Genomic DNA, 22,849 nt, shown 5'->3' with positions numbered 1-22,849 from the left:
GTAATGACGTCCTCGTCAGTGCCGCAGGTAACGACATCATCATCGGTGGCGCAGGTACCGACACGATGGTCGGTGGCGTCGACAACGATGTCTACGCAGTCACCGAGCTTGGGGACGTGGTGAGCGAGCTTGGCGGTGAGGGTATTGACACGGTCTGGACTTCGCTCGCGAGCTACACCCTGGGTGCCGACGTCGAGAATCTGTTTTTCGGCGGCAGCGGCAACTTCGCGGGCAGCGGCAACGCGCTCGACAACACGCTCGTGGGCGGTGCGGGTAACGACGTGCTCACCGGCGGTGGCGGTAACGACCTGCTGAGTGGCGGCGTCGCTGGCAACGATACGTTCGTGTTTGCTGCCGCGGGTTTCGGCAACGATACGATCCTGAACTTCGGAGCTAATCCGGCCGGACAGGACTTGCTCAATATCACGGCGCTGGGGATCAATAGCGCGACGTTCGCTGCCAACGTGACCATAACGGCTAACGGGGCGGACACGGTGGTAGGGATCGGGGCGGACACGATTCACCTTGTTGGTGTCAACAGCGCGGCCGTTGATCAGACGGACTTCATTCTGGCCACTTGAGGTCCTGGTCAGTACTGTCGCAGGGAGCGTGGACAGAGGAGGGGAGGGCAATGGATGCCCTCCCTTTCTCCTTCCATTCAATTGCCCATTAGCTATCGGGGTGCCAGCAGCGTACTGGAACTCATCAAAGCAGGTTGGAACCGAGCGGCGAAAACAAAAAACAATGGAAAAAAGGAAGCCCGGCCTTGAACATTTCAGCCATCTGCCTCTTGAGCAGCCTATTGGTTTCGGTCGCGGCGTCTGCTACCGGAGTGACTCCGCTCTTCGACCTGGACTTCACCAGATCAGCCACGGAAACGCTGAAAAAACTGGATATCAACGACGCTTGCATTATCGCCGTCTCAAGTCCTGCGGCGTTTACCTTCTGCCGAAAAGGGTCGTCAACGCTCTGGAAGTATCAGGTGTTGGATCTGGAGCAACTGGCGGCGATCCAGACTGGCCAAAAGCGCTCTTCGACGGATGATCAGCGAATTACCGTTGAGGAAGTCGATAGCGCTGCCTGCGAGCAGGATCACCTTGCGCTATTGGTTAATCCGGTTATCAGGCGTGGACTTGTCCTCGGCCTGATCAGCCTGTTTCTGTTGATTGGCCTGCGACAGACCTACCGGGCAATCCTGTATTGCCGTTATGACCAATCCGGGTTTTCGAAGTCCGGCTTGCGGCGGTTGAGCGAATCCCGGTTACCGCACAATTCAACGGTAATGGCGTTGGCCGCGTGGGGTGTAGCTGCAGCCATGGCATTTGTTTACTTCGGATTTTGGGCATGACCACAGATGACGAATAAGTAACTTGATTCACGCCCTGATTGATTCAATTGATCCTGCGTTGCGGCCTGCGTGAAGTGGTGGCCGGATTATCGTGGAATCCGCAGTTGGAGTTGGCTCTGGATGAGAGTCGCTCGCTATTGTGCGTGTTGTCGGATGTATAACAACTAGTGGATCCAATGTGCAGTTGTAAAAATGCAAGTAGTCAAGCAGGCCAGTTGTGGTGGGGCATAGAGTGAAAGTTGGCTCATTACTGTCGCTTCAGGCGCACTTGCGCTACGCACCGTTTGTCGGTGGTTTGTTCAAGAAATGAACATTGGAGCGTCTGTGGCCTCTGATTCCTAAGCACGTCAGTCATGACCTGCCCATGCAGTCGCAAAAAAGAAGTGGAAATTGAATTTCAAATGCAGTGAATGCACATGGGGATTTTTATCTAAAAATCAGGGGGGTGATAAACCAGCCGGTCATTGAATCGCCAAGCGAGTCAATGAGGTTAACAGTGCCGAGTCCATGATTTGGCTTATCTTTTAGAAGTAAGGTCGTACAGGGTTTTTAATAATTAAAGATTCTGTCAAGTGGTCGATCCGTACTCTCGAATAAGGTGGAGAAAATACCGTGGCGATAAATACCATTATGAGTCTGCTGGAAAATAAGGAATTCCTGGAGTTTTTGCGTCTGGGCGTTATTTACGTTCATTTGGTGGCGTGTTGTGTGGCCATCGGTTTGGTGCTGACCAGTGATGTTGCGATGGTCAGGGATCTTTTAAAACGGAAAGTATTCACTGAGCATGATAATGCTCACATGGAAAGTCTTCAGAAGTCTGTCATCGTTGCACTAATAGCGCTGTGGGTAACGGGTGTCGCTGTCGTCGGTATCGATTACCTGGATAAGGGTGCCGATTACTTTTTGAATCCAAAACTTCAAGCCAAAGTCATTATTGTGGCGTTGCTGACTTACAACGGCATCTTGTTGCATCGCATGGTACTGCCAGCCCTGCAAAAGGCGGGCTCCTTGCTAAATCTCGGATTCAGTGCACGGATGCTGGCGTTGGCCTGCGGGTCGTTGTCGGCAGTGTCCTGGATGTATGCCGCCATGCTGGGTGTCGGGCGCCCTTTGGCCTGGAAGTATTCCCTTTCCGAACTGTTGATGGCTTATCCGGTGCTGATTGTGCTCGGGTTCCTGGCGATGGTGGCGTTGACCCAGCGAGCGAAACAACAGGACGACTATGTTGCGCCTGCTCGGTCAGTAGCAAGCGCATGCTAAGCCGGTTCTGCGCGTAAACCTTGCGGGCTTCTCCAGAGCCCGAAAGGAAGCGGCCTTCTGGTGCAGGTTTCAATCCGGACCTGCACCGCAAGGTCGTTTTTGTTTTGAGTCATCCCCGGGTGCCCAAAGCCGCTGCTCATTTCGATCAATAATTTGTCAGTTGCGGTCATTGAGGGATGACGGCGCGACTCTTAGTCTGTCGAACATGACTGATGGGGGCCACAGAGCTCCTGCACTTTCCGTGATCGCTCGATGTGGAGTTACCGATGACCGCCGCTCAATACCCGCACCTGCTGGCTCCGCTGGACCTGGGTTTCACCACGTTGCGCAACCGCACCCTGATGGGGTCGATGCACACTGGCCTTGAAGAAAAACCGGGTGGCTTCGAGCGCATGGCGGCGTACTTTGCCGAGCGTGCCCGTGGCGGTGTCGGCCTGATGGTCACTGGCGGTATCGGCCCGAACGAAGAGGGTGGCGTGTATTCCGGTGCGGCCAAGCTGACGACCGAAGAAGAGGCGCTCAAGCACCGTATCGTCACCCGTGCCGTGCACGACGCAGGCGGCAAGATCTGCATGCAGATCCTCCATGCCGGTCGTTATGCCTACAGCCCGAAACAGGTTGCGCCCAGCGCGATCCAGGCGCCGATTAACCCGTTCAAGCCCAAGGAGCTGGACGAGGAAGGCATCGAGAAGCAGATCAGCGATTTCGTCACCTGCTCGGTGCTGGCACAAACCGCCGAGTACGACGGCGTGGAAATCATGGGCTCCGAAGGTTATTTCATTAACCAGTTCCTCGCCGCCCACACCAACCACCGCACCGACCGCTGGGGCGGCAGCTACGAAAACCGTATGCGCCTGCCGGTGGAAATCGTGCGTCGCGTGCGTGAAGCGGTAGGCCCGAACTTCATCATCATTTTCCGCCTGTCGATGCTCGACCTGGTCGAAGGCGGCAGCACCTGGGAAGAAATCGTGCAACTGGCCAAGGCCATCGAGCTGGCCGGTGCGACCATCATCAACACCGGTATCGGCTGGCACGAAGCGCGGATTCCGACCATCGCCACCAAAGTGCCGCGCGCGGCCTTCAGCAAGGTCACGGCCAAACTGCGGGGTTCGGTCAATATTCCGCTGATCACCACCAACCGCATCAACACCCCGGAAGTGGCCGAGCAGATCCTGGCCGAGGGCGATGCCGACATGGTGTCCATGGCGCGGCCGTTCCTCGCCGACCCGGATTTCGTCAACAAGGCCGCTGAAGGTCGCGCCGATGAAATCAACACCTGCATCGGTTGCAACCAGGCCTGCCTCGATCACACCTTCGGCGGCAAGCTGACCAGTTGCCTGGTCAACCCGCGTGCCTGCCACGAAACCGAACTCAATTACCTGCCCGTGCAGCAACTGAAGAAAATCGCCGTGGTTGGGGCCGGCCCTGCCGGTTTGTCCGCCGCGACCGTGGCCGCCGAGCGTGGCCATCAGGTGACGCTGTTCGATTCGGCCAGCGAAATCGGCGGTCAGTTCAACATCGCCAAGCGCGTTCCGGGCAAGGAAGAGTTCTTTGAGACCATTCGCTACTTCAACCGCAAGTTGCAGACCACCAACGTCGAGGTGTGCCTGAACACCCGCGTGGACGTAGCGCAACTGGTCGAAGGCGGTTACGACGAGATCATTCTGGCCACCGGCATTGCGCCGCGCCTACCGGCCATTCCAGGGGTGGAAAACGCCAAGGTGCTGAGCTACCTGGACGTGATCCTTGAGCGCAAACCGGTCGGCAAGCGCGTTGCGGTGATTGGTGCCGGTGGTATCGGTTTCGACGTCTCCGAGTTCCTTGTGCATGAAGGCGTCGCTACCAGTCAGGATCGCGCCGCGTTCTGGAAGGAATGGGGCATCGATACACACCTTGAAGCGCGCGGCGGTGTCGCTGGTATCAAGGCCACGCCCCATGCGCCGGCCCGCGAGGTGTTCCTGCTGCAACGCAAGAAATCCAAGGTTGGCGACGGCCTGGGCAAGACCACTGGCTGGATACATCGCACCGGTCTGAAGAACAAACAGGTGCAGATGCTCAACAGCGTTGAATACCTGAAGATCGACGACGAAGGCCTGCACATCCGCATCGGCGAAACCGGCGAGCCGCAGGTGCTACCAGTGGACAACATCGTGATCTGCGCCGGGCAGGATCCGCTGCGTGAGTTGCATGACTGTCTGGTTGCGGCGGGGCAGAGCGTGCATCTGATCGGTGGCGCGGACGTTGCGGCAGAGCTGGATGCCAAGCGGGCGATCAATCAGGGTTCGCGGTTGGCGGCGCAGTTGTAATCCACGTCCGACAAGCTCCCTCGCCACAAAGGTGCTGCTAAGATGCCGGATCACTCCAATGATCCGGCATCATGCTTTCTCCTCCTGACAACTGGCTTCCTCAAGTCCCCCTCGACCCCCTTCACCTCGACTGGCTCACTCACGCCGGCATCGAAGTGGCGATCCTGCGCCTGGACCAGATCGACCCGCTGATCAGCGGCAACAAATGGTTCAAGCTCATCGAACACCTGAAAACTGCCGAGCACTTGGGTGCCGAAGGCATCATCAGCCTGGGTGGCGCGCACTCCAATCACCTCCACGCGTTGGCGGCGGCGGGCAAGCGTTTCGGCTTTTCCACCGTCGGCCTGTTGCGCGGGCACCCTCAGCAAACCCCGACGGTCAAGGACTTGCAGGCGTTCGGCATGCAGTTGCACTGGCTGGGTTACGCAGGCTATCGAGCGAGGCATGAAGAGGGCTTCTGGCAACCCTGGCAAACCCGCTATCCGACGTTGCATCCGGTGCCTGAAGGGGGAGGAGGTTTGCCTGGCGCCCTGGGTTGCACGCAACTGCGGGCCAGCGTTTGCGCGCAATTGGRGGGTTTGGGCTGGAGTGACTACGACGGCTGGTGGCTGGCCTGCGGAACCGGCACGACGCTGGCCGGCCTGGTGCTGGGCGAAGCGGGGGATCATCCGGTGTACGGTGCCCTGGCGGTGCCTGGCGATCACGGGGTGGCGCAGCAGGTCGAGAGGATCATGCAGGAAGCGGGTCTGGTCGATGCGGCGTATGAGCTGTTCGAGGCCAGCCGCGGCGGGTTTGCCAAGGTTGATCCGCTGCTGCTCGACTTTATCGAAAAGACAGAGCAGGCCGGGAATATTCCATTGGAGCCGCTGTACACCGGTAAGGCACTCATGGCCCTCAAGCAACAAGTCGAGACGGAAAAGTTCGCCCGGGGCACGCGACTGATATTTGTCCACACGGGCGGCTTGCAGGGGCGGCGGGGATTCAATTCACAAACCTGAAACGCACCGCAAATCAATGTGGGAGCGAGCTTGCTCGCGATGGCGGTGTGTCAGTCGACAAATGCGCCGAATGCAATACCCGCATCGCGAGCAAGCTCGCTCCCTCATTGGCATTCATTGGCATTCATTGGTCTCAGGAGTCACGGTTCACGCTCTTGGGCATCATCCGCAGCAAGGTGTTATCGCCCACCACATAGTGGTGATACAGCCCGGCCACGGCATGCAGGCCGATCAGCCAATAGCCGATAGTGCCGCCGAGCTCATGCCAGCCCTGGAGCTGTTTGGCCAGGTCCTTGTTTTCCTCTACCAGCATCGGCAGGTCGACACCGTAGAACATCACCTGATTGCCTTTGGCGCTGGTGACCAGCCAGCCGAGAATCGGCGTGACGATCATGAAAATGTACAGCGCCCAGTGCATCAGCCTGGCCAGCGTCGTTTGCCAGTGCGGCGAGGCCGGGAAGATCTGCGGCGCCGGGCCGAGGCTGCGCGCGAACAATCGCAGCCAGACCAGAACGAATACGGTCAGGCCGAGCATGAAGTGTGATTCGACGATCAGCGTGCGCCCGCCACTGCCCTTGGGAAAGATCCCGCGAAACTCGATACAGGCGTAAACCAGCACCAGCAGGACCAGCATCAACCAATGCAGCGCGATCGATACGGTGCTGTAGCGCGATTCGGAGTTTTTCCACGGCATACGGTGTTCCTCAGAGGTCCGGTTTAAAGCCACCGTTCTTGTCCGACGGTGTGTTCTAACTGTAATCCTGTTTCACCGGGTTTGCCTGAGGCGATTGGTCGCTGGATGCTCTGGTTCGGGTAATACACAGAAAAACCCTGTAGGAGCGAGCAAGCTCGCTCCTACAGGGGGGAGTTGCGTTTTTTAGCTCGATTGCGGCATTTCACCGTTGGCCAGGCGCTTGTTGATGTCGGCGATCACTTCCGGCAGATCGGTGATGGTATCGATCATGTAGTGCGGGCGTGAACCTTCGAACATTGCGTGGATGCGCTTGCGCTCGCTGTCCAGTTGGTCGCTGCCCAAGGCGCGATAACCTTCGTAGTCCAGGCCCAGGGCGTTGCCCGAGCAGATCAGCGCCACGGTCCACATGCCGGCGCGGCGACCCTCGAGAATGCCCGGCACCGTGTCATCGATCTTCACGCACGCGGCAACATCGTCGATGCCCAGGGCGATGACGTTGGCCAGTGCCTGGGCGGGCCATGGGCGACCGTTCGGGACTTCGTCGGTGGCGACCACGTGATCGGCCACGTAGCCGTTGGTGGCGGCCAGTTCGACCACTTTGTCCATGACCTGTTTCGGGTAACCGGAGCAGGAGCCGATCCTGATCCCTTGCTGGCGCAGGTTGGCGATGGTCTCCAGCGCCCCGGGAATCAGCGCCGAGTGTTCGGCGATTTTTTCGATCTGCAGCGGCATGAAGCGTTGGTAAATCGCGGTGACGTCATCGTCGGTCGGCGTGCGGCCGAACACTTTGCGATAGCGCTCGGCAACTTCCGGTTGATCGCACAGAGTGCGGATGTGGTCCCATTTGCCCATGCCCATCGGGCCACGGGCTTCTTCGATGGACACCTGCACGTCGAACTCGGCGAAGGCCTCGACGAAAATCTGCGTCGGGGCGAAGGAGCCGAAGTCGACCACGGTGCCGGCCCAGTCGAGGATGGCGGCTTGCAGTTTGGTTGGGTTGGAGTAGTTCATGGCAATTAAATTCCTGTAGAAACTGACTATTGGAGAGCAGCTTTTACTGTGGGAGCGAGCTTGCTCGCGATGGCGGTTTTTCATTCAACCTATGTGCTGACTGATCGGGCCTCATCGCGAGCAAGCTCGCTCCCACAGGGGGGTAAGGTGTTGTTTAGATCTCCAGGACTTCCATCTCGCGCAACACTTCGGCAATCGCCGCCACGGCTTCGCGCATTTCGGCTGGCTGGACTTGGCCGATGCAGCCGACGCGGAAGGTTTCGACCTGGGTCAGTTTGCCGGGGTAGAGGATGTAGCCCTTGGCCTTGACCCGTTCGTAGAATTCCTTGAATGCGTAGCGCGGATCTTTCGGGGCGTGGAAGGTGGCGATGATCGGCGCCTGAATCGCCGCTGGCAGGAAGCTGCGCAGCCCCAGTTTGCTCATCTCTTCCATCAATGCCTGGCAGTTGGCGGCGTAGCGTTCGTGCCGCGCGGGCAAGCCACCTTCTTCGTTGTATTGCAGCAGGGCTTCGTGCAGCGCGGCGACCACATGGGTCGGCGGGGTGAAGCGCCATTGGCCGGTCTTGGCCATGTAGGCGTGCTGGTCCTGCAGATCCATGGCCAGCGAATGCGAGTTGCCGGTGGCGTTGGCCAGGGATTCTTTGCGAGCGAAGACAAAACCCATGCCCGGTACGCCCTCCAGGCATTTGCCCGAGGCGGCGATCAGTGCGTCGAACGGCACTTGCTGTGCATCCACTGGCAGGGCGCCGAAGGAACTCATGGCGTCGATGATCAGGCGCTTGCCGCGTTCTGCGACGACCTGGGCGATTTGCGGCAGCGGGTTGAGGATGCCGGTGCTGGTTTCGCAGTGAATCAGGGCGACGTGGGTGATGTCTTGATCGGCACGTAGCAGGCGGTCGACGTCGGCGGCGGTGGTCGGCTCGTCTTCGGCGGTTTCAAAAGTGCTGAAGGAGCGGCCCAGCACTTCGCAGATTTTCGCCAGGCGTTTGCCGTAGGCGCCGTTGATCAGTACCAGAATCTTGCCGTCCCGAGGCACCAGCGTGCCGATCGCCGCCTCGACCGCGAAGGTGCCGCTGCCTTGCAGGGGTACGCAGTGGTGGGTGGCGGCGCCGTTGAGGATTGCCAGCAGTTGCTCGCAGAGGCTGGCGGTCAGTTGGTTGAAGCGGTCATCCCATGAACCCCAGTCGATCATCATCGCCTGACGGGTGCGGGGCGAAGTGGTCAATGGGCCGGGGGTGAGCAGGATGGGTTCGGCAGTACTCATTCTCGTGTCCTCGCAATCGATGGGATGAAGCGTTGGTGCCTAAATTGCAATTTGCCGTGTTATCAATCAAATTGTTTGTTGTTATGCCAGCCATCAGCGAGGGTTATTCATGAACCTGTTCCAGCTCCGCGCCTTCGATGCCGTGGCCCGGGAAGGCAGCTTTACCCGGGCGGCGGCGCGGCTGTTCATCAGCCAGCCGGCGGTTACCGGGCACATCAAGGCCCTGGAGGAGCACTACCAGATCACCCTGCTGCGTCGCACCGCCCGCCGCGTGGAACTGACTGAGGAGGGCACCAAACTGGCGGCAATCACCCGGGCGATGTTCGGCCTGGCCGAAGAGGCGCAGGTGATGCTCGAAGCCAACCGGCAATTGCTGACCGGGCGCCTGGAGGTGGCGGCGGACGGTCCGCACATGGTCATGCCGATGCTCGCCAGCCTGCGCGCGCGCTATCCCGGGATCACGGTGAACCTGCGCCTGGGCAACGCCCAGGAAACCCTGGCGGCGTTGTTGTCCGAACATGCCGACGTGGCGGTGCTGACTGAGGTCGAGCCGCGCAAGGGCTTGCATCTGCAGGCGCTGAACGAATCACGGATTTGCGCGCTGGTGCCCGACGGGCATCCTTGGGCGCAGAAAACCAAAGGCGTGCAGCTCAAGGAACTGGATCAGGTGATCATGGTGCTGCGCGAGCCGAGTTCGATTACCCGGCGCACCTTCGATGAGGCTTGCGCACAGGCCAAGGTCAATCCACGGGTATTGCTGGAACTGGACAGCCGCGAAGCGGTGACCGAGGCGGTGGCCGCCGAACTGGGGGTGGGGGTGGTGTCGTCGGTGGAGGTCAGCCACGATCCTCGGGTGGCGGCGGTGCCGATCATTGGCGAGGGGTTGGTGAATCGACACATGATGGGGTGCATGGAGCGGCGGCGGGATTTGCGGTTGATTCAGGCGTTTTTCGGGTTGGCGCCAGGCAGGTAGACCGGGTTGCCTGCATCGCGAGCAAGCTCGCTCCCACAGGGGATTTATGTTGGTCTCCTATTTTGTACACGACGCAAATCTACTGTGGGAGCGAGCTTGCTCGCGATGACGTCGGACCTGCCTAAACAAGACTCTCGCGCACCATCTCCAGAAAAGTCGCCACCACCCGCCGAGAACTCTGTTCGCGCAAGCACACCAGTGTCTCGGTCAACCGCCGTTTGCAATCGGTAATCGGCAGTGCGCAAACCCGCGAATCCGCACCAAACTCGGCAGCCGACACCACGCCCACCCCAATCCCGACCACCACGGCTTCCCGCGCCGCCTCCCGACCTTCAACCTGAATTGCCGGGCGAATGCGGAACCCGGCACCGGCCATTTCCTCCTCCAGGGTCTGCCGGGTCACCGAACCGATTTCCCGCAACACCAGCGGCGTGTCGTCGAGGTCCGCGAGGGTGATGGATTCGCGGTCGGCCCACGGATGATTGCGCGACACGAACGCCACCATCGGGTCGTTGCGCAGGGGCAGGGAAAGCAGGCGTTCATCGCTGACGTCACGGCCCAGCAACGCCAGGTCGGCCTGATAGTTGAACAGTCGGAACAGCGATTCATCGGTGTTGCCGGTTTCGATCTTCACGCTGATCCCGGGGTAGCGTTCGCAAAAACGGGCGATCTGCGGCAGGACGTGGACCGGCGCATCCACCGCCAGAATCAGGCTGCCGGTCTGCAACGCCTGGGAGTCCTGCAACAGTTCTTGGGCTTCGGCTTCGATGACAAACAATTTCTGCGTCACGCTCAGCAGGCGTTCGCCCAGATCGGTCAGGCGCACCGAGCGCTTGTTACGGTGAAACAGCAACACCCCATAGCGCTCTTCGAGTTTGCGCACCTGGTCGGAAATCGCCGGTTGCGTCAGAAACAGGCGCTCGGCGGCTTTGGTAAAGCTTCCATGCACCGCCACGGCGTGGAACGCTTTGAGCTGGGCGTGGGACACCGACATGGGAATCTCCAGTAACAAGCTGAACTTATATTTGAAATACGATAAATCGATTTCACTTATTAATCAGTAATTGTTTTTATCCACCTCAACCCCGGTGACTGGTCAGTCGAACAGCAGCGGGTGCCATGAGCCTGTGCGTGCAACTACAGGACTCATCTGACCGGTATCCGCCGTAGGGACAGGGCGATATCGCAGTGCTCAACAATAAAAAGACAGGCGTTTTCTTCCAATTCTGCCGGCACACTCACACCCTGAGGTCAGAACCACAATGAACAAGCACATCGGCACCATCAAGCGTTGGCGCGTGCAGATCTTCGCGATCACCTGGCTCGCCTACGCCGCGTTCTACTTCACCCGCAAAGCATTCTCGGTCGCCAAGCTCGGTATTGGCGAAGACCCGACCTTCATGCTCGACAAAATGGCCATGGCCAACCTCGACGCCATCTACCTGACGGCTTACGCCGTCGGTCAATTCACCTGGGGCATCCTCGCAGACCGTTTTGGCCCGCGGGTCGTTGTGCTCGGCGGGTTGCTGATTTCCGCCGCCGCGGCGCTGGTGATGGGCAACTTTGCAACGATACCGATTTTCGCTACCTGCATGCTGATACAAGGCCTGGCGCAGTCCACCGGTTGGTCTGGGCTGTGCAAGAACCTCGGCAGCTTCTTTCCCTCCGAGCAACGCGGGCGGGTATTGGGCCTGTGGAGTTCCTGCTACGCCTTTGGCGGTCTGGTGGCCTCGCCGTTTGCCGGTTGGTGGGCGTACACGCTCATCGGCAGCTGGCATGCGGCGTTCATTTCCAGTGCGGCGGTGGTTGGGCTGGTCGCCGTGCTGTTTTTTATTTTCCAACGCAACAAACCGGAAGACGTCGGCTTGCCGGCGGTGGAGCCGGAACCTGAGCTGACCGCCGAACAAGCTGACGCGCAAAGCAAAATCAGCATGTGGGAGCCATTGAAGGAAATCCTGCGCAACCGCACGGTGCTGGTGCTGGGGTTGGCGTACTTCATGCTCAAGCCGGCGCGCTACGCGATTCTGTTGTGGGGGCCGGTGATCGTCTTCGAACAGATGCCTTCGGTGGGCAAGGTCGGTGCGGCGATCATTCCGACCGCGTTCGAACTGGCCGGGTTGCTCGGGCCGATCCTGATTGGCCTGGCCTCGGACAAGCTGTTCGGCGCCCGGCGCATGCCGGCCTGCGTGATAAGCCTGTTGGCGCTGACGGTGTCCCTGGCGTTTTTCATGGGCGCCTTGCATACCGGCAGCGTGCTGCTGGTGGTGGCGCTGCTGTTCGTCATGGGCCTGACCCTCTATGGGCCGGACTCGATGATCAGCGGCTCGGCCGCCATCGACTTCGGCACCGCCAAGGCCGGCGCCACGGCAGCCGGTTTCGTCAACGGCTGCGGCTCGGTCGGGGCGATTCTCGGCGGGCTGCTGCCGGGCTACTTCGACACCGTTACCGTGTTCATCGTCTTCGCCGGCTGCGCCATGTTCTCGGCGCTGGTGTTGATCCCGCACTGGAACAGCCGCCCCGGTGGCCTGGGTACTCAATTCGCCTACGTGCCCAATAAAGCGATGACCATCAAACCCCTGCGTACCTGAATCCTGTCCCTCGTCGCCTGCTGCACCTGCGGCAGGCTGGCGTGTGGGCAACTGACCGGAGATTGACCCCATGAGACCCTTTTGGCTGGACCAGGCCTTGAAGGCTGATGCATCCGAAACCTGTCCGCCACTGCAAGGCGACAGCCGCGCCGACGTGTGTATCGTCGGTGGTGGTTACACCGGGTTGTGGACCGCGATCATGCTCAAGGAACAGAACCCCGAGCTGGACGTGTTGCTGATCGAAGCGGACATCTGCGGTGCCGGGGCCAGTGGACGCAACGGCGGTTGTGCGTTGTCGTGGTCGGCCAAGTATTTCACCCTTGAGCGTTTGTTCGGCGTCGAAGAAGCCGTGCGCCTGGTCAAGGAGTCCGAGCGCAGCATTCACGCCATCGGCGCCTTCTGCGAACAGTATGCGGTGGACGCCGATTACCGCCTCGATGGCACGCTCTACACCGCTACCAATCGTGCGCAATGCGGCTCGACTGATGCGGTCATTGCCGCCCTGGAGCGCAACGGCATCAACTCGTTCACCCAGCGGCCAGTGGCCGATGTGCAGCGCATGGCCGGTTCCAGCAAGCACCTGGAGGGCTGGTTTTCCCCGGCGGCGGCCAGTGTGCAGCCGGGTAAACTGGTGCGTGGTCTGCGCCGGGTAGCCTTGCAACTGGGGGTGAAGATTCACGAAAACACCGCCATGACCGGGCTGGAAGAGGGCAGGCCGGCGGGCATTCAAACTCCCAGCGGCACCATTCGTGCCGACCGCGTGGTGCTGGCGATGAACGCCTGGATGGCCCGGGCGTTCCCGCAGTTCGAACGCAGCGTGGCGATCGTTTCCAGCGACATGCTGATCACCGAGCCTCGGCCGGACCTGCTCGACGAAATCGGCTTGACCAGCGGGGTCACGGTGCTCGATTCACGGATTTTCGTGCACTACTACCACAACACCCCGGACGGCCGGATCATGCTTGGCAAGGGCGGTAATACCTTCGCTTATGGTGGACGCATGCTGCCGGTGTTCGACCAGCCTTCGCCTTACGCCGGATTGTTGCAGAACAGCCTGGCGGACTTCTTCCCGGCGTTTGCCGACGTCAAGGTCGAGGCGACCTGGAATGGTCCGTCGGACCGTTCGGTGACCGGGTTGCCGTTTTTCGGGCAGATGAGCGCCAGTGGCAATGTGTTTTACGGTTTTGGCTACTCCGGCAGCGGAGTCGGGCCCTGCCATATGGGCGGGCAGATTCTGGCGTCGATGGTCCTGGGCCTGGACAACCCCTGGACCCGTTCGCCGCTGGTCAACGGACCGTTAGGCTTTTTCCCGCCGGAGCCGATTCGCTACATCGGCTCGCTGATGGTACGCAACGCCATCCGCCGCAAAGAGCGCGCGGAGGATCACGGGCGTCGGCCACGGCACCTGGACGTGCGCCTGGCGAAGTTCGCCGCCGCGGCCGGCAAGGCCGACAAGGGCTGAGGATCAGGGCGCAAGGTCCGAGCGGCTGAGCAGCCAGTCGAACAGCAGGCGGGTATCGCCATGGGGTTCATGCGGACGAGGGTGGCGATGTTGTGGCTGGGGGCCCATGGCCGTACAGAGCACTGGGCGGTCCGGGTCACTGTCGAGGAAAATCACCAGTACCTCGCTGCCAGCCACGGGCAAGCGGGCCGGATCGATCCAGTCCTCGGCGGTGGTCAGCGCCAGCGGCAACCACAGGCCGGTGGACGCCTCTGCGGTTGATTGTGTGGCAGGCCAGAGGTGCACCTGAACCCGGCCATCCTCATCCACCGTTGCCGGTTGCCCGACCGGGCCGCACACCTGGCCGGGCTGATACCCGGGGATACTCGGCCTGGGTTGTTTGAGCGCGGGCCGGAACACCGTCGACCAGGGGATGGCGCTGAATTGATTGCGGTAACCCGGGGCCGTGCCCGCTGTGTCGTCGAGCAGAATGGACGACTGACGCCCCTGATGGCGGATTTCGGTGACCAGCCATTGATCATTGAAATTCGCCAGCGGATGCTCGGCTACCTGAACGATCCGGCCGCTACGTAGTGCACCCTGGTTACTTTGACCGTGGATCTGCAGGTGTCGGCAGCGCAGGCGTTCCAGTTGTCGACGGCTGAGCTGGTCGCGACGTTGTTGCTCGCGAGCGCAAAGGTGCCTTGCAGTGGCGAACGAGTGATTGGCTGCGCCTTCGCTGATGTCCGCTGCACCCGGATTCCTGGCGCCTGGGCGCACAGGGGAGAGCGGAGCATCATGGCGCTGGAACAGTTCGCTGATCACAGGTTCGAGATGTTCGTCGAGGGCATCGCTGCGCATCGGCATGAGCAGCGGTTCCTGGGGAAAACTCAGGCTGTCATCGGCCAGCACCAGCACATGGCCGTCGCGTTGATGCTCGAAGTGATAATGGATGCCTTCCTCCTCGCACAGTCGTTGCAGCAACGCCAGATCGGTTTCTTCGTACTGAATGCAAAAAGGGCGCAGGGGATAGTGCCCGGTTGCCAGTTCAAAGCGATAGCTGCCGACAGGCAACCCATGTTCCTCCAGCAACTGGCGCAGGATCATGGGCACGCTGGCACGCTGGAAAATACGTCGGCATCGTTGCTGTTCCAGTGCCTGGACACGGGGTACCAGCGCCAGTTTGTAAGCGACCCGGTATCCACTTCGATGTTCACAACTGGCGCTGTGCAGCACGCCATGAATGCCTTGGTCGTGGCCGAAGTCGAGGAACGCCGGTTGGCGCAGCAATCGCTCAAGGTTCAGGGCCGGTGCCAGCCCGATAACTTCGATGTCGAATCGATAGGGCTGGTTGAGTGCTTCATGACCACTGAACCGGACCACCTGGAAACTCAGGTCGTCGTCGAGAAGCGTCAGGGTGGTGGGACTTTCCTTGTCGTTGTGCATCGAACACGCTGCCGCCGTGAAGTAGGGTGCAAAGCGTACGAAACCCCAGCGCATTGCGGGCACGGCAAAGCGACATTTCCGAATCGCCCTACAACCGCTGGTGAAGATGTCGATGCAAGTCGGGATTTTTTGGTCGATTGCCAACTTTAGGCCGTATAAACTTGTGCAAAGCGTCGGCCAATAGATGTCTCGGCGCCACAGATGCCACAGATAAGAGAGTGAGAAATGGGCGCACAGTGGAAGGTTAAACACAAAGAAGCGGCAGCCAATGCCAAGGGCAAGATCTTCGGCAAACTGGTGAAAGAAATCACCATTGCTGCGCGCAACGGCGCTGATATTGCTACCAACGCACACTTGCGCCTGGTGGTTGAACAGGCCAAGAAAGCTTCGATGCCCAAGGAAACACTGGATCGCGCCATCAAGAAGGGCGCGGGCTTGTTGGGTGAGACCGTGCAATACCATCGCGTGACGTATGAAGGGTTCGCCCCGCATCAGGTGCCGTTGATCGTTGAATGTGTGACCGACAACATCAACCGTACCGTTGCCGAGATCCGCGTGGCGTTCCGCAAGGGCCAGTTGGGGGCTTCCGGTTCGGTGGCCTGGGACTTCAACCATGTCGGCATGATCGAAGCGTCGCCGGACTCCCCGGATGCCGACCCGGAAATGGCCGCCATCGAAGCCGGTGCACAGGATTTCGAACCGGGTGAGGAGGGTGCGACCCTGTTCCTGACCGAGCCGACCGACCTCGACGCGGTACAGAAAGCCCTGCCGGAACAAGGCTTCACCGTGCTGTCGGCCAAACTGGGCTACCAGCCGAAAAACCCGGTCAGCGGCCTGAGCGATGAGCAGATGGCGGAAGTCGAAGCGTTCCTCGAAGGCCTCGATAACCATGACGACGTGCAGGACATGTTTGTCGGCTTGGCGGGTTGATCGAACTGGCCTGGATCTGACTTGTGGCGAGGGGGCTTGCCCCCGATGGACGGCGAAGCCGTCCCAAAAGCGACGGCTGCTGCGCAACCGAACGGGGCGATTCGGCGTTCCGACAAGCCCCCTCGCCACATTGTTTTGTATTTACAATTTGAACTCAGCCAATTCCTGAACAACTTCATCAAACCCCGGCCGCTCCAGCACGTGCGGCTGACAGCAACGCCGCTCCAAATCTTCCAGCACCCCACGCAGTTCATGGCTCAACCCCGAATCAACCCGCTCCAGCAGTTCGCCTAGCAACACCCCGAACGCCCGCACCTCGATCCGCTGCAAGGCACGGCTTTCAAGGCTGTCGGAAATCCCGTGGAACGACGCCGCGCCAAAGTCCCCTAGCAAGCAATCACCCTGCTCATTCCACAGAATATTGTGCCCATAGAGATCGCCGTGGGTGATGCCATGGCTGTGCAGGTGCTCGGCCACCGAGGCAATGCCCGAGGCAATGCGTAGCGCCACCGCCGCACTGAAATGCAAGCCATCGGCATAAATGTCGCGGCTGCACGACGCCAGGCTCGGCAGGCTGGCGAGGTTGAGAAAACTAGGCGGAATCAACTGCATGACCAGCCCCGCCGTTTGTTGCGGGTGATCAACAATCCGCCCTTCGACGCGAATCAGGTTCGGGTGCAGGCCAGCGGTGATACACGCGTTCATCTCGTGCAGGGGCGAGCCATCGCTGGTCATTTCGCCCTTGTAGAGCTTCACTGCAACAGCCATGGGCGGCTGGTCAGCCGGTTGCCAGACGGCCTGATGAATCACCCCGGACGCCCCTTCGCCGAGTTTTTTCTCCAGGTGCAATGCCGGCCAGTCAATGCGCGGTGTGGCGTCGAGGGCGGCGGCATCGGCTTCGGTTTCCAGTGGGTTACCGGCGTACGCTAGCCAGGTAAGGCTCGGCAATTCCAGCAACCATTGCGGCAACCCGGTCAACTGGTTGGCGGCGATGCGGATCAGCTCCAGCCGATGACAATTGCGCATCGACTCCGGCAACGCCTGCAGGCGGTTACCGGCAAGCATGAGCTTTTGCAGGTATGGCCGCTCTCCCAACTCGCTCGGCAGCGTCTCGATGCAATTGTCGGTCAGGATCAGCCAGCGCAGCAGCGGTGGGAGTGCCGCAGCGGGCACGTGAGTGATGCGATTGGCCTTGAAGCCGATCATCGTCAGTGCGGCGCATTGGCCAACACAGGCCGGCAATTCGGTGAAACGGTTGTCGGAGCAGAACAGCACGCGCAAACGGGTCAGGCGATGCAAGTCCTCGGGCAGGGCGCTCAAGGCATTGCCGCTGAGATTGAGCACTTCCAGCGAGTCCGCCAGATCGAAAATCTCCCGAGGGAATTCGGTGAGGTTGTCGACCAGATCCAGCCGCGTGATGCCCGACAACTCGCCGGCACGCAATTGAGCAAGGGTATGCATGAACAGATTCGCTATTGATCAAGGAAAAGGCGCGTGGCCCCGGAAGTGCGCGACATGATAGCGGCAAAGACGGCTGATCTGTCAGGCCGTGCAGTCGACAAACATCGATCAGGCCGGTTCGCTGACTTCGACCAGTTGCCCCAATCGACTGCGAGTGCGCGCCAGATCAATGGCATCGCCGTCCAGGCTTTCGCGCAGGGCGTGCTGCCCGAGCAGCGTCAGGTGCTTGTCCTGGTCGTACAGCACGTCGATGAGGTTGATGAACCGCTGTTGGGCGGCAATCGAACATTCACCGAGCGGCGGCAGGTCATCGATGATCCAGCTGTCAAAATGGCGGCACAGCTCCAGGTAATCCATCACGGCCGTGGGTTGGTCGCACAGGTCGGCGAAGGTAAAGCCGATGCGGCGTCCTTCGCAGAAACGGGCCTGGAAATGCCGGGTGCCGACGGGCAACGACATGACTGGGGTATCGCGATCCGGCAGGTTCAATGACTGACGCTGCGCCACGCTCGCCGGCCAGACGTAGTGACCTTGAGTGAACAACTGCTGTGCATGGGTCCGGGCCTGGCTTCGATAGTCGTGGGGCCCGCCGACTTCCATCACCTGCATGCGCGCATTGATCAGGTCGATCACCGGTTTGAAGCGTGCGTGGTACAGCGGATTGGGCAGCAGGCCTTCGGGCGGGTAATTGGAGGTGACCAGCAACAGGATGCCGCGCTGAAACAGTGCCTTGAACAACCGGGTGATGAGCATCGCATCGCCGATGTCGTGCACATGGAACTCGTCGAAACACAGTACCCGGCAATCGCTGAGCAGTTCATCGAGGGTGATCGCCAGGGCGTCGGCCTGTTCGCGGTGCTTGAACATGCCCTGGTGCAGTTGGGCGAAAAACTGATGGAAGTGCAGGCGTTGTTTTTGCGCGAGGGGAATGGCCCGGAAAAACCCGTCGAGCAGCCAGCTTTTGCCGCGCCCCACGGCACCATGCAGGTAAAGGCCGGGAAGCGGTTCCGGCAAAGCACCCATCAGCATGCAGGCATGCCGGGCCATGCAGTCGATCACCCGCTGTTGGCTGTGACTGAGGGTGTAGCCCCGGGCATGGGCCTGATGGCGAAAGTAGTCGTGGATGACTTGGCCAGCCGCGCCGCTGCCCGCTGCCGGTGCCTTGCCGAGAAGGCGACGCAACGTTTGCCAGCGTGATTTGATTGGCGAACGGTTGGGCGGTCGAACGGCCACTGGGATATCACCTATGGTGTGCGGGCAGGCTCTCCGAGCTGCGGCGGCATAGTGTAACCAGAGCAGGGAATTTGCTTCCAGCTGTGTCGGCATATACTGGGCTAACGTCACTGGGTTCTAAAGGAACACCGCGAAACCTGTGGGAGCTCGCGGATTTTGCGTACACCCACTATCCCTGTGGGAGCGGCGGTGCGGCGATTCGACTTGCCCGCGAAAGCGTCAGGTCAGTCAATATCTATGTGAATGACGCACCGTATTCGCGAGCAACCCTGCTCCCACAAGGTTATGCCAATGTCCAGACCACTGCGCCTGGCCAGTGACCTAGCGCTCGATACTGCGGTTCCAACGTGCACTCCATGCCGGACGTTGTTCGTTGACCTGATCCCAATCCACGGCAATCGCCGTATTAAGGTACTGTTTCATGGCTTCGACCTGACCATGGGTTCGCTCGGTGGTCGGGGTGTTGGGGTTGGACGGAATCTGGTCGCCATCCTCGAGTGCGACGGCCTGGGCTTCGGGGGTCAGCAAGAAGGCGGCAAGTTTTTGCGCCAGCTCCGGTTGCGTGTTGTTGGCGATTGCGCATTCGGCGACGTTGAGCACCACGGCGCCTTCCTTCGGCTGTGCGTATTCCACTGGCATGCCCTTGAGCTTCAGAGCCGTCACTTGGGTCGGCGTCAACGGGAACAGCGCCGCTTCGTCGGTCTGAAGCATTTCGGAGATCTTCGCCGAGCTCGGAATGTATTCCAGTACGTTACGCCCGACGGTGTTCGGCCAGGCCTTGAAACCAGGGTCGACATTGGTTTCAGTGCCACCCTGGATCCGGTTGAACATCAGGAAGCCGTGCAAGCCGAACGTCGAAGAGGCCATCGACTGGAACACCAGTTTGTCCTTGAAACGCGGGTCGGCCATGTCCATCCAGGAGGTCGGCGCGCTCCAGCCTTTTTCTTTGAACAACCGGGTGTTGTATGCCAGCCCGGTGACCCCCAGGCTGACCGCCACGGCCTGGTCCTTGATCCGTCCCTTGGCCGGAATCTGTTCCAGCGTCGGGCTGTCTTCGAGTTTGTCGCACAGGCCCATGGAGATCGCGCGGTACATGATGCCGTCGTCGAGGAACATCACGTGCATCTGCGGGTTGCCCTTGCTGGCCTGGACCTTGGCCAGGATATCGGCTGAGGTGCCCGGCACGATCACCACTTTGACGTTGTTGGCCTTCTCGAAAGCCGGCAGCACCTTGTCGGCATAGAGCCGCTCCATGGTCCCGCCGTTCATGCCCAGATAAAGTGTCGGCTCGGCCTGGGCCTGAGTGACCGTGAGCAGGGCGCCCACGCAAGAAAAACTTAGCCAAGAGAAACCGAGCAGTGCACTGCGTTTGACATTATTCATTGGCGCGACCTTCCTCTATCAAGCTACGGAGATGGAGTGAAACCGGGTGATGGAAAACGCATCCAGCGACGTTTTTGACGCGCCGCTACAGATGATTTCGGTGAGCGCCTGGCCCACCGCGGGACCGATCTGGAAACCGGCGCCGGCAAAGCCGAACGCGTGCAACATACCGGGTTGGGTGCCACTGTGGCCGATCACCGGTTGGCGATCGGGCAGATAACCTTCGGTGCCGCTCCAGGTACGAATCGCCTGGGCACCTTCCAGAAACGGGTAGAGCTCGACGGCCTGGCGGAGTATTTCCAGCACTGCGCCTTGACCGGGGCGGGCGCGGGCCTCGTCGAGGGCAAAGCCCTGGCCGCCGCCCAGTACGCAATTTCCCCGGGTAACCTGACGGGCATAAATGCCTCCGCCCTCGACGCCGGTGCTGGCATCCATCACCAGCGGCAACGGTTCGGTGACCAGCATCGCCGGGTGACCTGAATGCATCGGCACCGGTTCGCCGAACTGCGTGGCCAGGCTGCCGGCCCAGGCCCCGGCGCAGTTCAACAGCCAGGGTGCACGCCATTCCAGGCCAGTTTGAGTACGCACACGAAATCGTTGTCCGTCATGTTCTACAGCGCTCACCGCGCATTGTTCGTAAACCTGCGCGCTCTGTTGCCGCGCCGCCCGAGCGAACGCCGGAGACACCAGGCGCGGGTTGGCGTGACCATCGTCCGGGCAATAGGACGCGCCTGCCGCCACGTCTCCGACCCACGGAAAACGCGCGCGCAATTCGGTTCGGTCGAGCACTTGCAGATCGAGACCGAACCCCCGACTGCTATCGGCGTAGTCCTGCAGGGCTTGCAGATCGTTGAGGCTGCGGGCCAGTTTCAGGTGACCGCTACGCTGGTATTCGCCGTCGATGCCGATCAGTTGTGGCAACTGCGCCCAGATTTCGTGGGCCTTTTGCGACAGCGGCAATTGCGCCAGGGGACGACCCTGACGCCGCACGCCGCCGTAGTTCACGCCGCTGGAATGTGAGCCGCAAAAATCCCGCTCCAACAGCGCCACGCGCCGGCCGGCCCGACTGAGAAACAGGGCGGCGCTTGCACCGACAATGCCACCGCCAATGATGACTGCATCGACTTCGTTCAAAGCTCGATCTCCAGGCCAAACGGCAGCGGTTTGATCGGTGCCTGGGCGCGCAACCGGCCGATATCGGACACGGCGCGCTGGCTCTGGCAGGCAATGATTTCTGCTGCTGCGGCACCGCACATCCGACCCTGGCAACGCCCCATGCCGACACGACAATGAGCCTTTACCCGGTTGATTTCCCAATGACCTTCGCGCACCACGTCGCGAATATCCCCGGCGCGTACTTCTTCACAGCGACAGACCATCACGTCATCGGCGATACCCGCGGCCCAGTTGTCGGGAAATGTAAAGGCGCGTTCGAGACCCTGGCGAAATTCGCCAATGCGTTCCAGGCGGTGTTCCAGTTGCGCAGGGCGCTGTGCTGGAATCAGATGACCCATGTCTTCGAGCAGTGCCAAAGCGGCGAGCTCCCCGGCCATTTCCGCCGCGTCCGCACCCATGATGCCGGCGCCGTCGCCCGCCAGATAAACCTCGGCGACACTGCTGCGGCCCGCGCGGTCACGCTGGGGTAACCAGGCGCGATTGAGCGGGTTCCAGGCGAATTCACAGCCGAGCAGATCGGCCAGTTGGGTTTCACTGCGCAGGCCGTGAGCGAAGGCCACGGCGTCACAGTCGAGTGAGTGGTTGCCCTTGGCATTGGACCAGCGCAGCGATTGCACACGTTGCTCGCCGTTGATGGCTGTCAGGGTCGCGCCTTGATGCACAGGGATGCCGCGCGCGGTCAGCCAGCCGCGGTAATAAACGCCTTTGGCCAACGTAAACGGTTGCGCCAGCAGGCCGGGCAGGGCTCGGGCCTGTGCGCTGAAGGGTGAGCTGTCGAGCACCGCGACCACGTTGGCCCCAGCCTTGGCGTATTGATAGGCGACCAGGTACAGCAGCGGGCCGCTGCCGGCGAACACCACGCGTTCGCCGATGGCGCAGCCCTGAAACTTCAAGGCGATTTGCGCCGCGCCGAGGCTGTAGACCCCCGGCAATGTCCAGCCCGGTACGGGCAGAATCCGGTCGGTGGCGCCGGTGGCGACGATCACCCGGGAGAACTCCAAACGTGCTGCGCGGCCGTTCTGCAAGGTGTCGAGGGCGCCGTCTTCGGCATTCCACACCAGGGTTTCGGGGCGGTAATCGATTTGTTCGCGCAGTGCGTCAATCGTCTGATGCAGCGCATTGGCTTTGCCTGCTTCAAAGCCATACAGCTTGACCGGCGATCGTTTGAAGTTGGCCGGTTGACGCCGATAAATCTGCCCGCCGCCGCGTGCGGCTTCGTCCAGCAGCACCGGACGCACGCCATGGGCAACCAGCGTTTGTGCCGCACGAATGCCCGCCGGACCGGCGCCGACGATGATTACGGATTTCATGCGCACCTCATCGGTTGAATTTTGTCG

Annotated in this window: 19 protein-coding genes; 9 read left to right on the top strand and 10 right to left on the bottom strand. The window is 60.6% G+C overall.

What is annotated here, in order from left to right; genetic code table 11:
* The 5 genes from AC1DVE_RS26045 to AC1DVE_RS26025 form a co-directional block, all read left to right on the top strand.
* The coding region (locus AC1DVE_RS26045) for a calcium-binding protein (protein ID WP_477784319.1) at positions 1-581 on the top strand (581 nt) is incomplete at its 5' end.
* Between the two features lie 185 nt (positions 582-766).
* Entirely contained in the window at positions 767-1,348 is a 582-nt protein-coding gene (locus AC1DVE_RS26040) for a hypothetical protein (RefSeq protein ID WP_223461756.1), read from the top strand.
* A 612-nt stretch (positions 1,349-1,960) separates the two neighbouring features.
* Complete coding sequence (locus tag AC1DVE_RS26035; protein ID WP_046037771.1) at positions 1,961-2,608, top strand: hypothetical protein; 648 nt, start codon at positions 1,961-1,963, stop codon at positions 2,606-2,608.
* A 266-nt stretch (positions 2,609-2,874) separates the two neighbouring features.
* On the top strand, positions 2,875-4,914 hold the full coding sequence (locus AC1DVE_RS26030) for an oxidoreductase (RefSeq protein WP_223461754.1): 2,040 nt from the start codon (positions 2,875-2,877) through the stop codon (positions 4,912-4,914).
* Positions 4,915-4,985: 71 nt separating this feature from the next.
* Positions 4,986-5,912 (top strand): 1-aminocyclopropane-1-carboxylate deaminase/D-cysteine desulfhydrase, encoded by a 927-nt coding sequence (locus AC1DVE_RS26025; protein ID WP_477784318.1) that lies wholly within the window; start codon positions 4,986-4,988, stop codon positions 5,910-5,912.
* A gap of 133 nt (positions 5,913-6,045) precedes the next feature.
* Here AC1DVE_RS26025 and AC1DVE_RS26020 read toward each other — a convergent pair whose 3' ends face one another.
* The 3 genes from AC1DVE_RS26020 to AC1DVE_RS26010 form a co-directional block, all read right to left on the bottom strand.
* Complete coding sequence (locus tag AC1DVE_RS26020; RefSeq protein ID WP_223461749.1) at positions 6,046-6,606, bottom strand: cytochrome b; 561 nt, start codon at positions 6,604-6,606, stop codon at positions 6,046-6,048.
* Positions 6,607-6,789: 183 nt separating this feature from the next.
* On the bottom strand, positions 6,790-7,617 hold the full coding sequence (gene phnX / locus AC1DVE_RS26015; protein ID WP_223461747.1) for a phosphonoacetaldehyde hydrolase: 828 nt from the start codon (positions 7,615-7,617) through the stop codon (positions 6,790-6,792).
* Positions 7,618-7,771: 154 nt separating this feature from the next.
* The gene (locus tag AC1DVE_RS26010; protein ID WP_223461745.1) at positions 7,772-8,881 is read right to left on the bottom strand and encodes a 2-aminoethylphosphonate--pyruvate transaminase; all 1,110 of its coding nucleotides are present in this window, start codon (positions 8,879-8,881) and stop codon (positions 7,772-7,774) included.
* 109 nt (positions 8,882-8,990) lie between these two features.
* Between AC1DVE_RS26010 and AC1DVE_RS26005 the strand changes: the two genes are divergently transcribed.
* Positions 8,991-9,854 carry a LysR substrate-binding domain-containing protein gene (locus tag AC1DVE_RS26005; protein ID WP_046037777.1) on the top strand — a complete coding sequence of 288 codons (864 nt, stop codon included), beginning with the start codon at positions 8,991-8,993 and terminating at the stop codon, positions 9,852-9,854.
* A gap of 121 nt (positions 9,855-9,975) precedes the next feature.
* Here the strand turns inward: AC1DVE_RS26005 and AC1DVE_RS26000 are convergent, their stop codons facing one another.
* On the bottom strand, positions 9,976-10,848 hold the full coding sequence (locus AC1DVE_RS26000; protein WP_223531898.1) for a LysR family transcriptional regulator: 873 nt from the start codon (positions 10,846-10,848) through the stop codon (positions 9,976-9,978).
* A gap of 268 nt (positions 10,849-11,116) precedes the next feature.
* Between AC1DVE_RS26000 and AC1DVE_RS25995 the strand changes: the two genes are divergently transcribed.
* Together AC1DVE_RS25995 and AC1DVE_RS25990 are read left to right on the top strand one after the other, a co-directional pair.
* On the top strand, positions 11,117-12,442 hold the full coding sequence (locus tag AC1DVE_RS25995; RefSeq protein WP_223537358.1) for an MFS transporter: 1,326 nt from the start codon (positions 11,117-11,119) through the stop codon (positions 12,440-12,442).
* Between the two features lie 70 nt (positions 12,443-12,512).
* Positions 12,513-13,904: an FAD-dependent oxidoreductase gene (locus AC1DVE_RS25990; RefSeq protein WP_223459950.1), complete on the top strand. Its 1,392-nt coding sequence runs from the start codon at positions 12,513-12,515 to the stop codon at positions 13,902-13,904.
* Between the two features lie 3 nt (positions 13,905-13,907).
* Here the strand turns inward: AC1DVE_RS25990 and AC1DVE_RS25985 are convergent, their stop codons facing one another.
* Positions 13,908-15,329, bottom strand: a complete 1,422-nt coding sequence (locus AC1DVE_RS25985; protein WP_223459957.1) for a type VI secretion system Vgr family protein — start codon at positions 15,327-15,329, stop codon at positions 13,908-13,910.
* A gap of 225 nt (positions 15,330-15,554) precedes the next feature.
* Here AC1DVE_RS25985 and AC1DVE_RS25980 point away from each other — a divergent pair, with 225 nt between their 5' ends.
* Complete coding sequence (locus AC1DVE_RS25980) at positions 15,555-16,259, top strand: YebC/PmpR family DNA-binding transcriptional regulator (protein WP_223459948.1); 705 nt, start codon at positions 15,555-15,557, stop codon at positions 16,257-16,259.
* A 141-nt stretch (positions 16,260-16,400) separates the two neighbouring features.
* On the opposite strand, the gene AC1DVE_RS25975 is transcribed toward AC1DVE_RS25980, so the two are convergent.
* The 5 genes from AC1DVE_RS25975 to AC1DVE_RS25955 all read right to left on the bottom strand — a co-directional run bounded on the left by AC1DVE_RS25975 (position 16,401) and on the right by AC1DVE_RS25955 (position 22,822).
* The gene (locus AC1DVE_RS25975; protein ID WP_223459947.1) at positions 16,401-17,720 is read right to left on the bottom strand and encodes a leucine-rich repeat-containing protein kinase family protein; all 1,320 of its coding nucleotides are present in this window, start codon (positions 17,718-17,720) and stop codon (positions 16,401-16,403) included.
* Positions 17,721-17,828: 108 nt separating this feature from the next.
* On the bottom strand, positions 17,829-18,953 hold the full coding sequence (gene zapE, locus AC1DVE_RS25970) for a cell division protein ZapE (RefSeq protein ID WP_223459945.1): 1,125 nt from the start codon (positions 18,951-18,953) through the stop codon (positions 17,829-17,831).
* A gap of 321 nt (positions 18,954-19,274) precedes the next feature.
* Entirely contained in the window at positions 19,275-20,336 is a 1,062-nt protein-coding gene (locus AC1DVE_RS25965; RefSeq protein WP_223459943.1) for an ABC transporter substrate-binding protein, read from the bottom strand.
* Positions 20,337-20,354: 18 nt separating this feature from the next.
* The gene (locus AC1DVE_RS25960) at positions 20,355-21,470 is read right to left on the bottom strand and encodes an NAD(P)/FAD-dependent oxidoreductase (RefSeq protein WP_223459942.1); all 1,116 of its coding nucleotides are present in this window, start codon (positions 21,468-21,470) and stop codon (positions 20,355-20,357) included.
* Positions 21,467-22,822: an FAD/NAD(P)-dependent oxidoreductase gene (locus AC1DVE_RS25955; protein WP_477784317.1), complete on the bottom strand. Its 1,356-nt coding sequence runs from the start codon at positions 22,820-22,822 to the stop codon at positions 21,467-21,469. Before AC1DVE_RS25955 ends, AC1DVE_RS25960 begins: the two co-directional genes overlap by 4 nt.
* Between the last annotated feature and the right edge of the window lie 27 nt (positions 22,823-22,849).

Source organism: Pseudomonas sp. P4_B4 (assembly GCF_056402255.1).
The sequence above is the reverse complement of the archived record's forward strand: the minus strand, read 5'-3'. Positions and strand labels throughout refer to the sequence as shown.

Coding starts and splice junctions, on each gene's coding strand:
- AC1DVE_RS26030 (WP_223461754.1), top strand. CDS start 2,875: ATGACCGCCGCTCAATACCCGCACCTGCTGGCTCCGCTGGACCTGGGT.
- AC1DVE_RS26020 (WP_223461749.1), bottom strand. CDS start 6,606: ATGCCGTGGAAAAACTCCGAATCGCGCTACAGCACCGTATCGATCGCG.
- phnX (WP_223461747.1), bottom strand. CDS start 7,617: ATGAACTACTCCAACCCAACCAAACTGCAAGCCGCCATCCTCGACTGG.
- AC1DVE_RS26010 (WP_223461745.1), bottom strand. CDS start 8,881: ATGAGTACTGCCGAACCCATCCTGCTCACCCCCGGCCCATTGACCACT.
- AC1DVE_RS26005 (WP_046037777.1), top strand. CDS start 8,991: ATGAACCTGTTCCAGCTCCGCGCCTTCGATGCCGTGGCCCGGGAAGGC.
- AC1DVE_RS26000 (WP_223531898.1), bottom strand. CDS start 10,848: ATGTCGGTGTCCCACGCCCAGCTCAAAGCGTTCCACGCCGTGGCGGTG.
- AC1DVE_RS25995 (WP_223537358.1), top strand. CDS start 11,117: ATGAACAAGCACATCGGCACCATCAAGCGTTGGCGCGTGCAGATCTTC.
- AC1DVE_RS25990 (WP_223459950.1), top strand. CDS start 12,513: ATGAGACCCTTTTGGCTGGACCAGGCCTTGAAGGCTGATGCATCCGAA.
- AC1DVE_RS25985 (WP_223459957.1), bottom strand. CDS start 15,329: ATGCACAACGACAAGGAAAGTCCCACCACCCTGACGCTTCTCGACGAC.
- AC1DVE_RS25980 (WP_223459948.1), top strand. CDS start 15,555: ATGGGCGCACAGTGGAAGGTTAAACACAAAGAAGCGGCAGCCAATGCC.
- AC1DVE_RS25975 (WP_223459947.1), bottom strand. CDS start 17,720: ATGCATACCCTTGCTCAATTGCGTGCCGGCGAGTTGTCGGGCATCACG.
- AC1DVE_RS25965 (WP_223459943.1), bottom strand. CDS start 20,336: ATGAATAATGTCAAACGCAGTGCACTGCTCGGTTTCTCTTGGCTAAGT.
- AC1DVE_RS25955 (WP_477784317.1), bottom strand. CDS start 22,822: ATGAAATCCGTAATCATCGTCGGCGCCGGTCCGGCGGGCATTCGTGCG.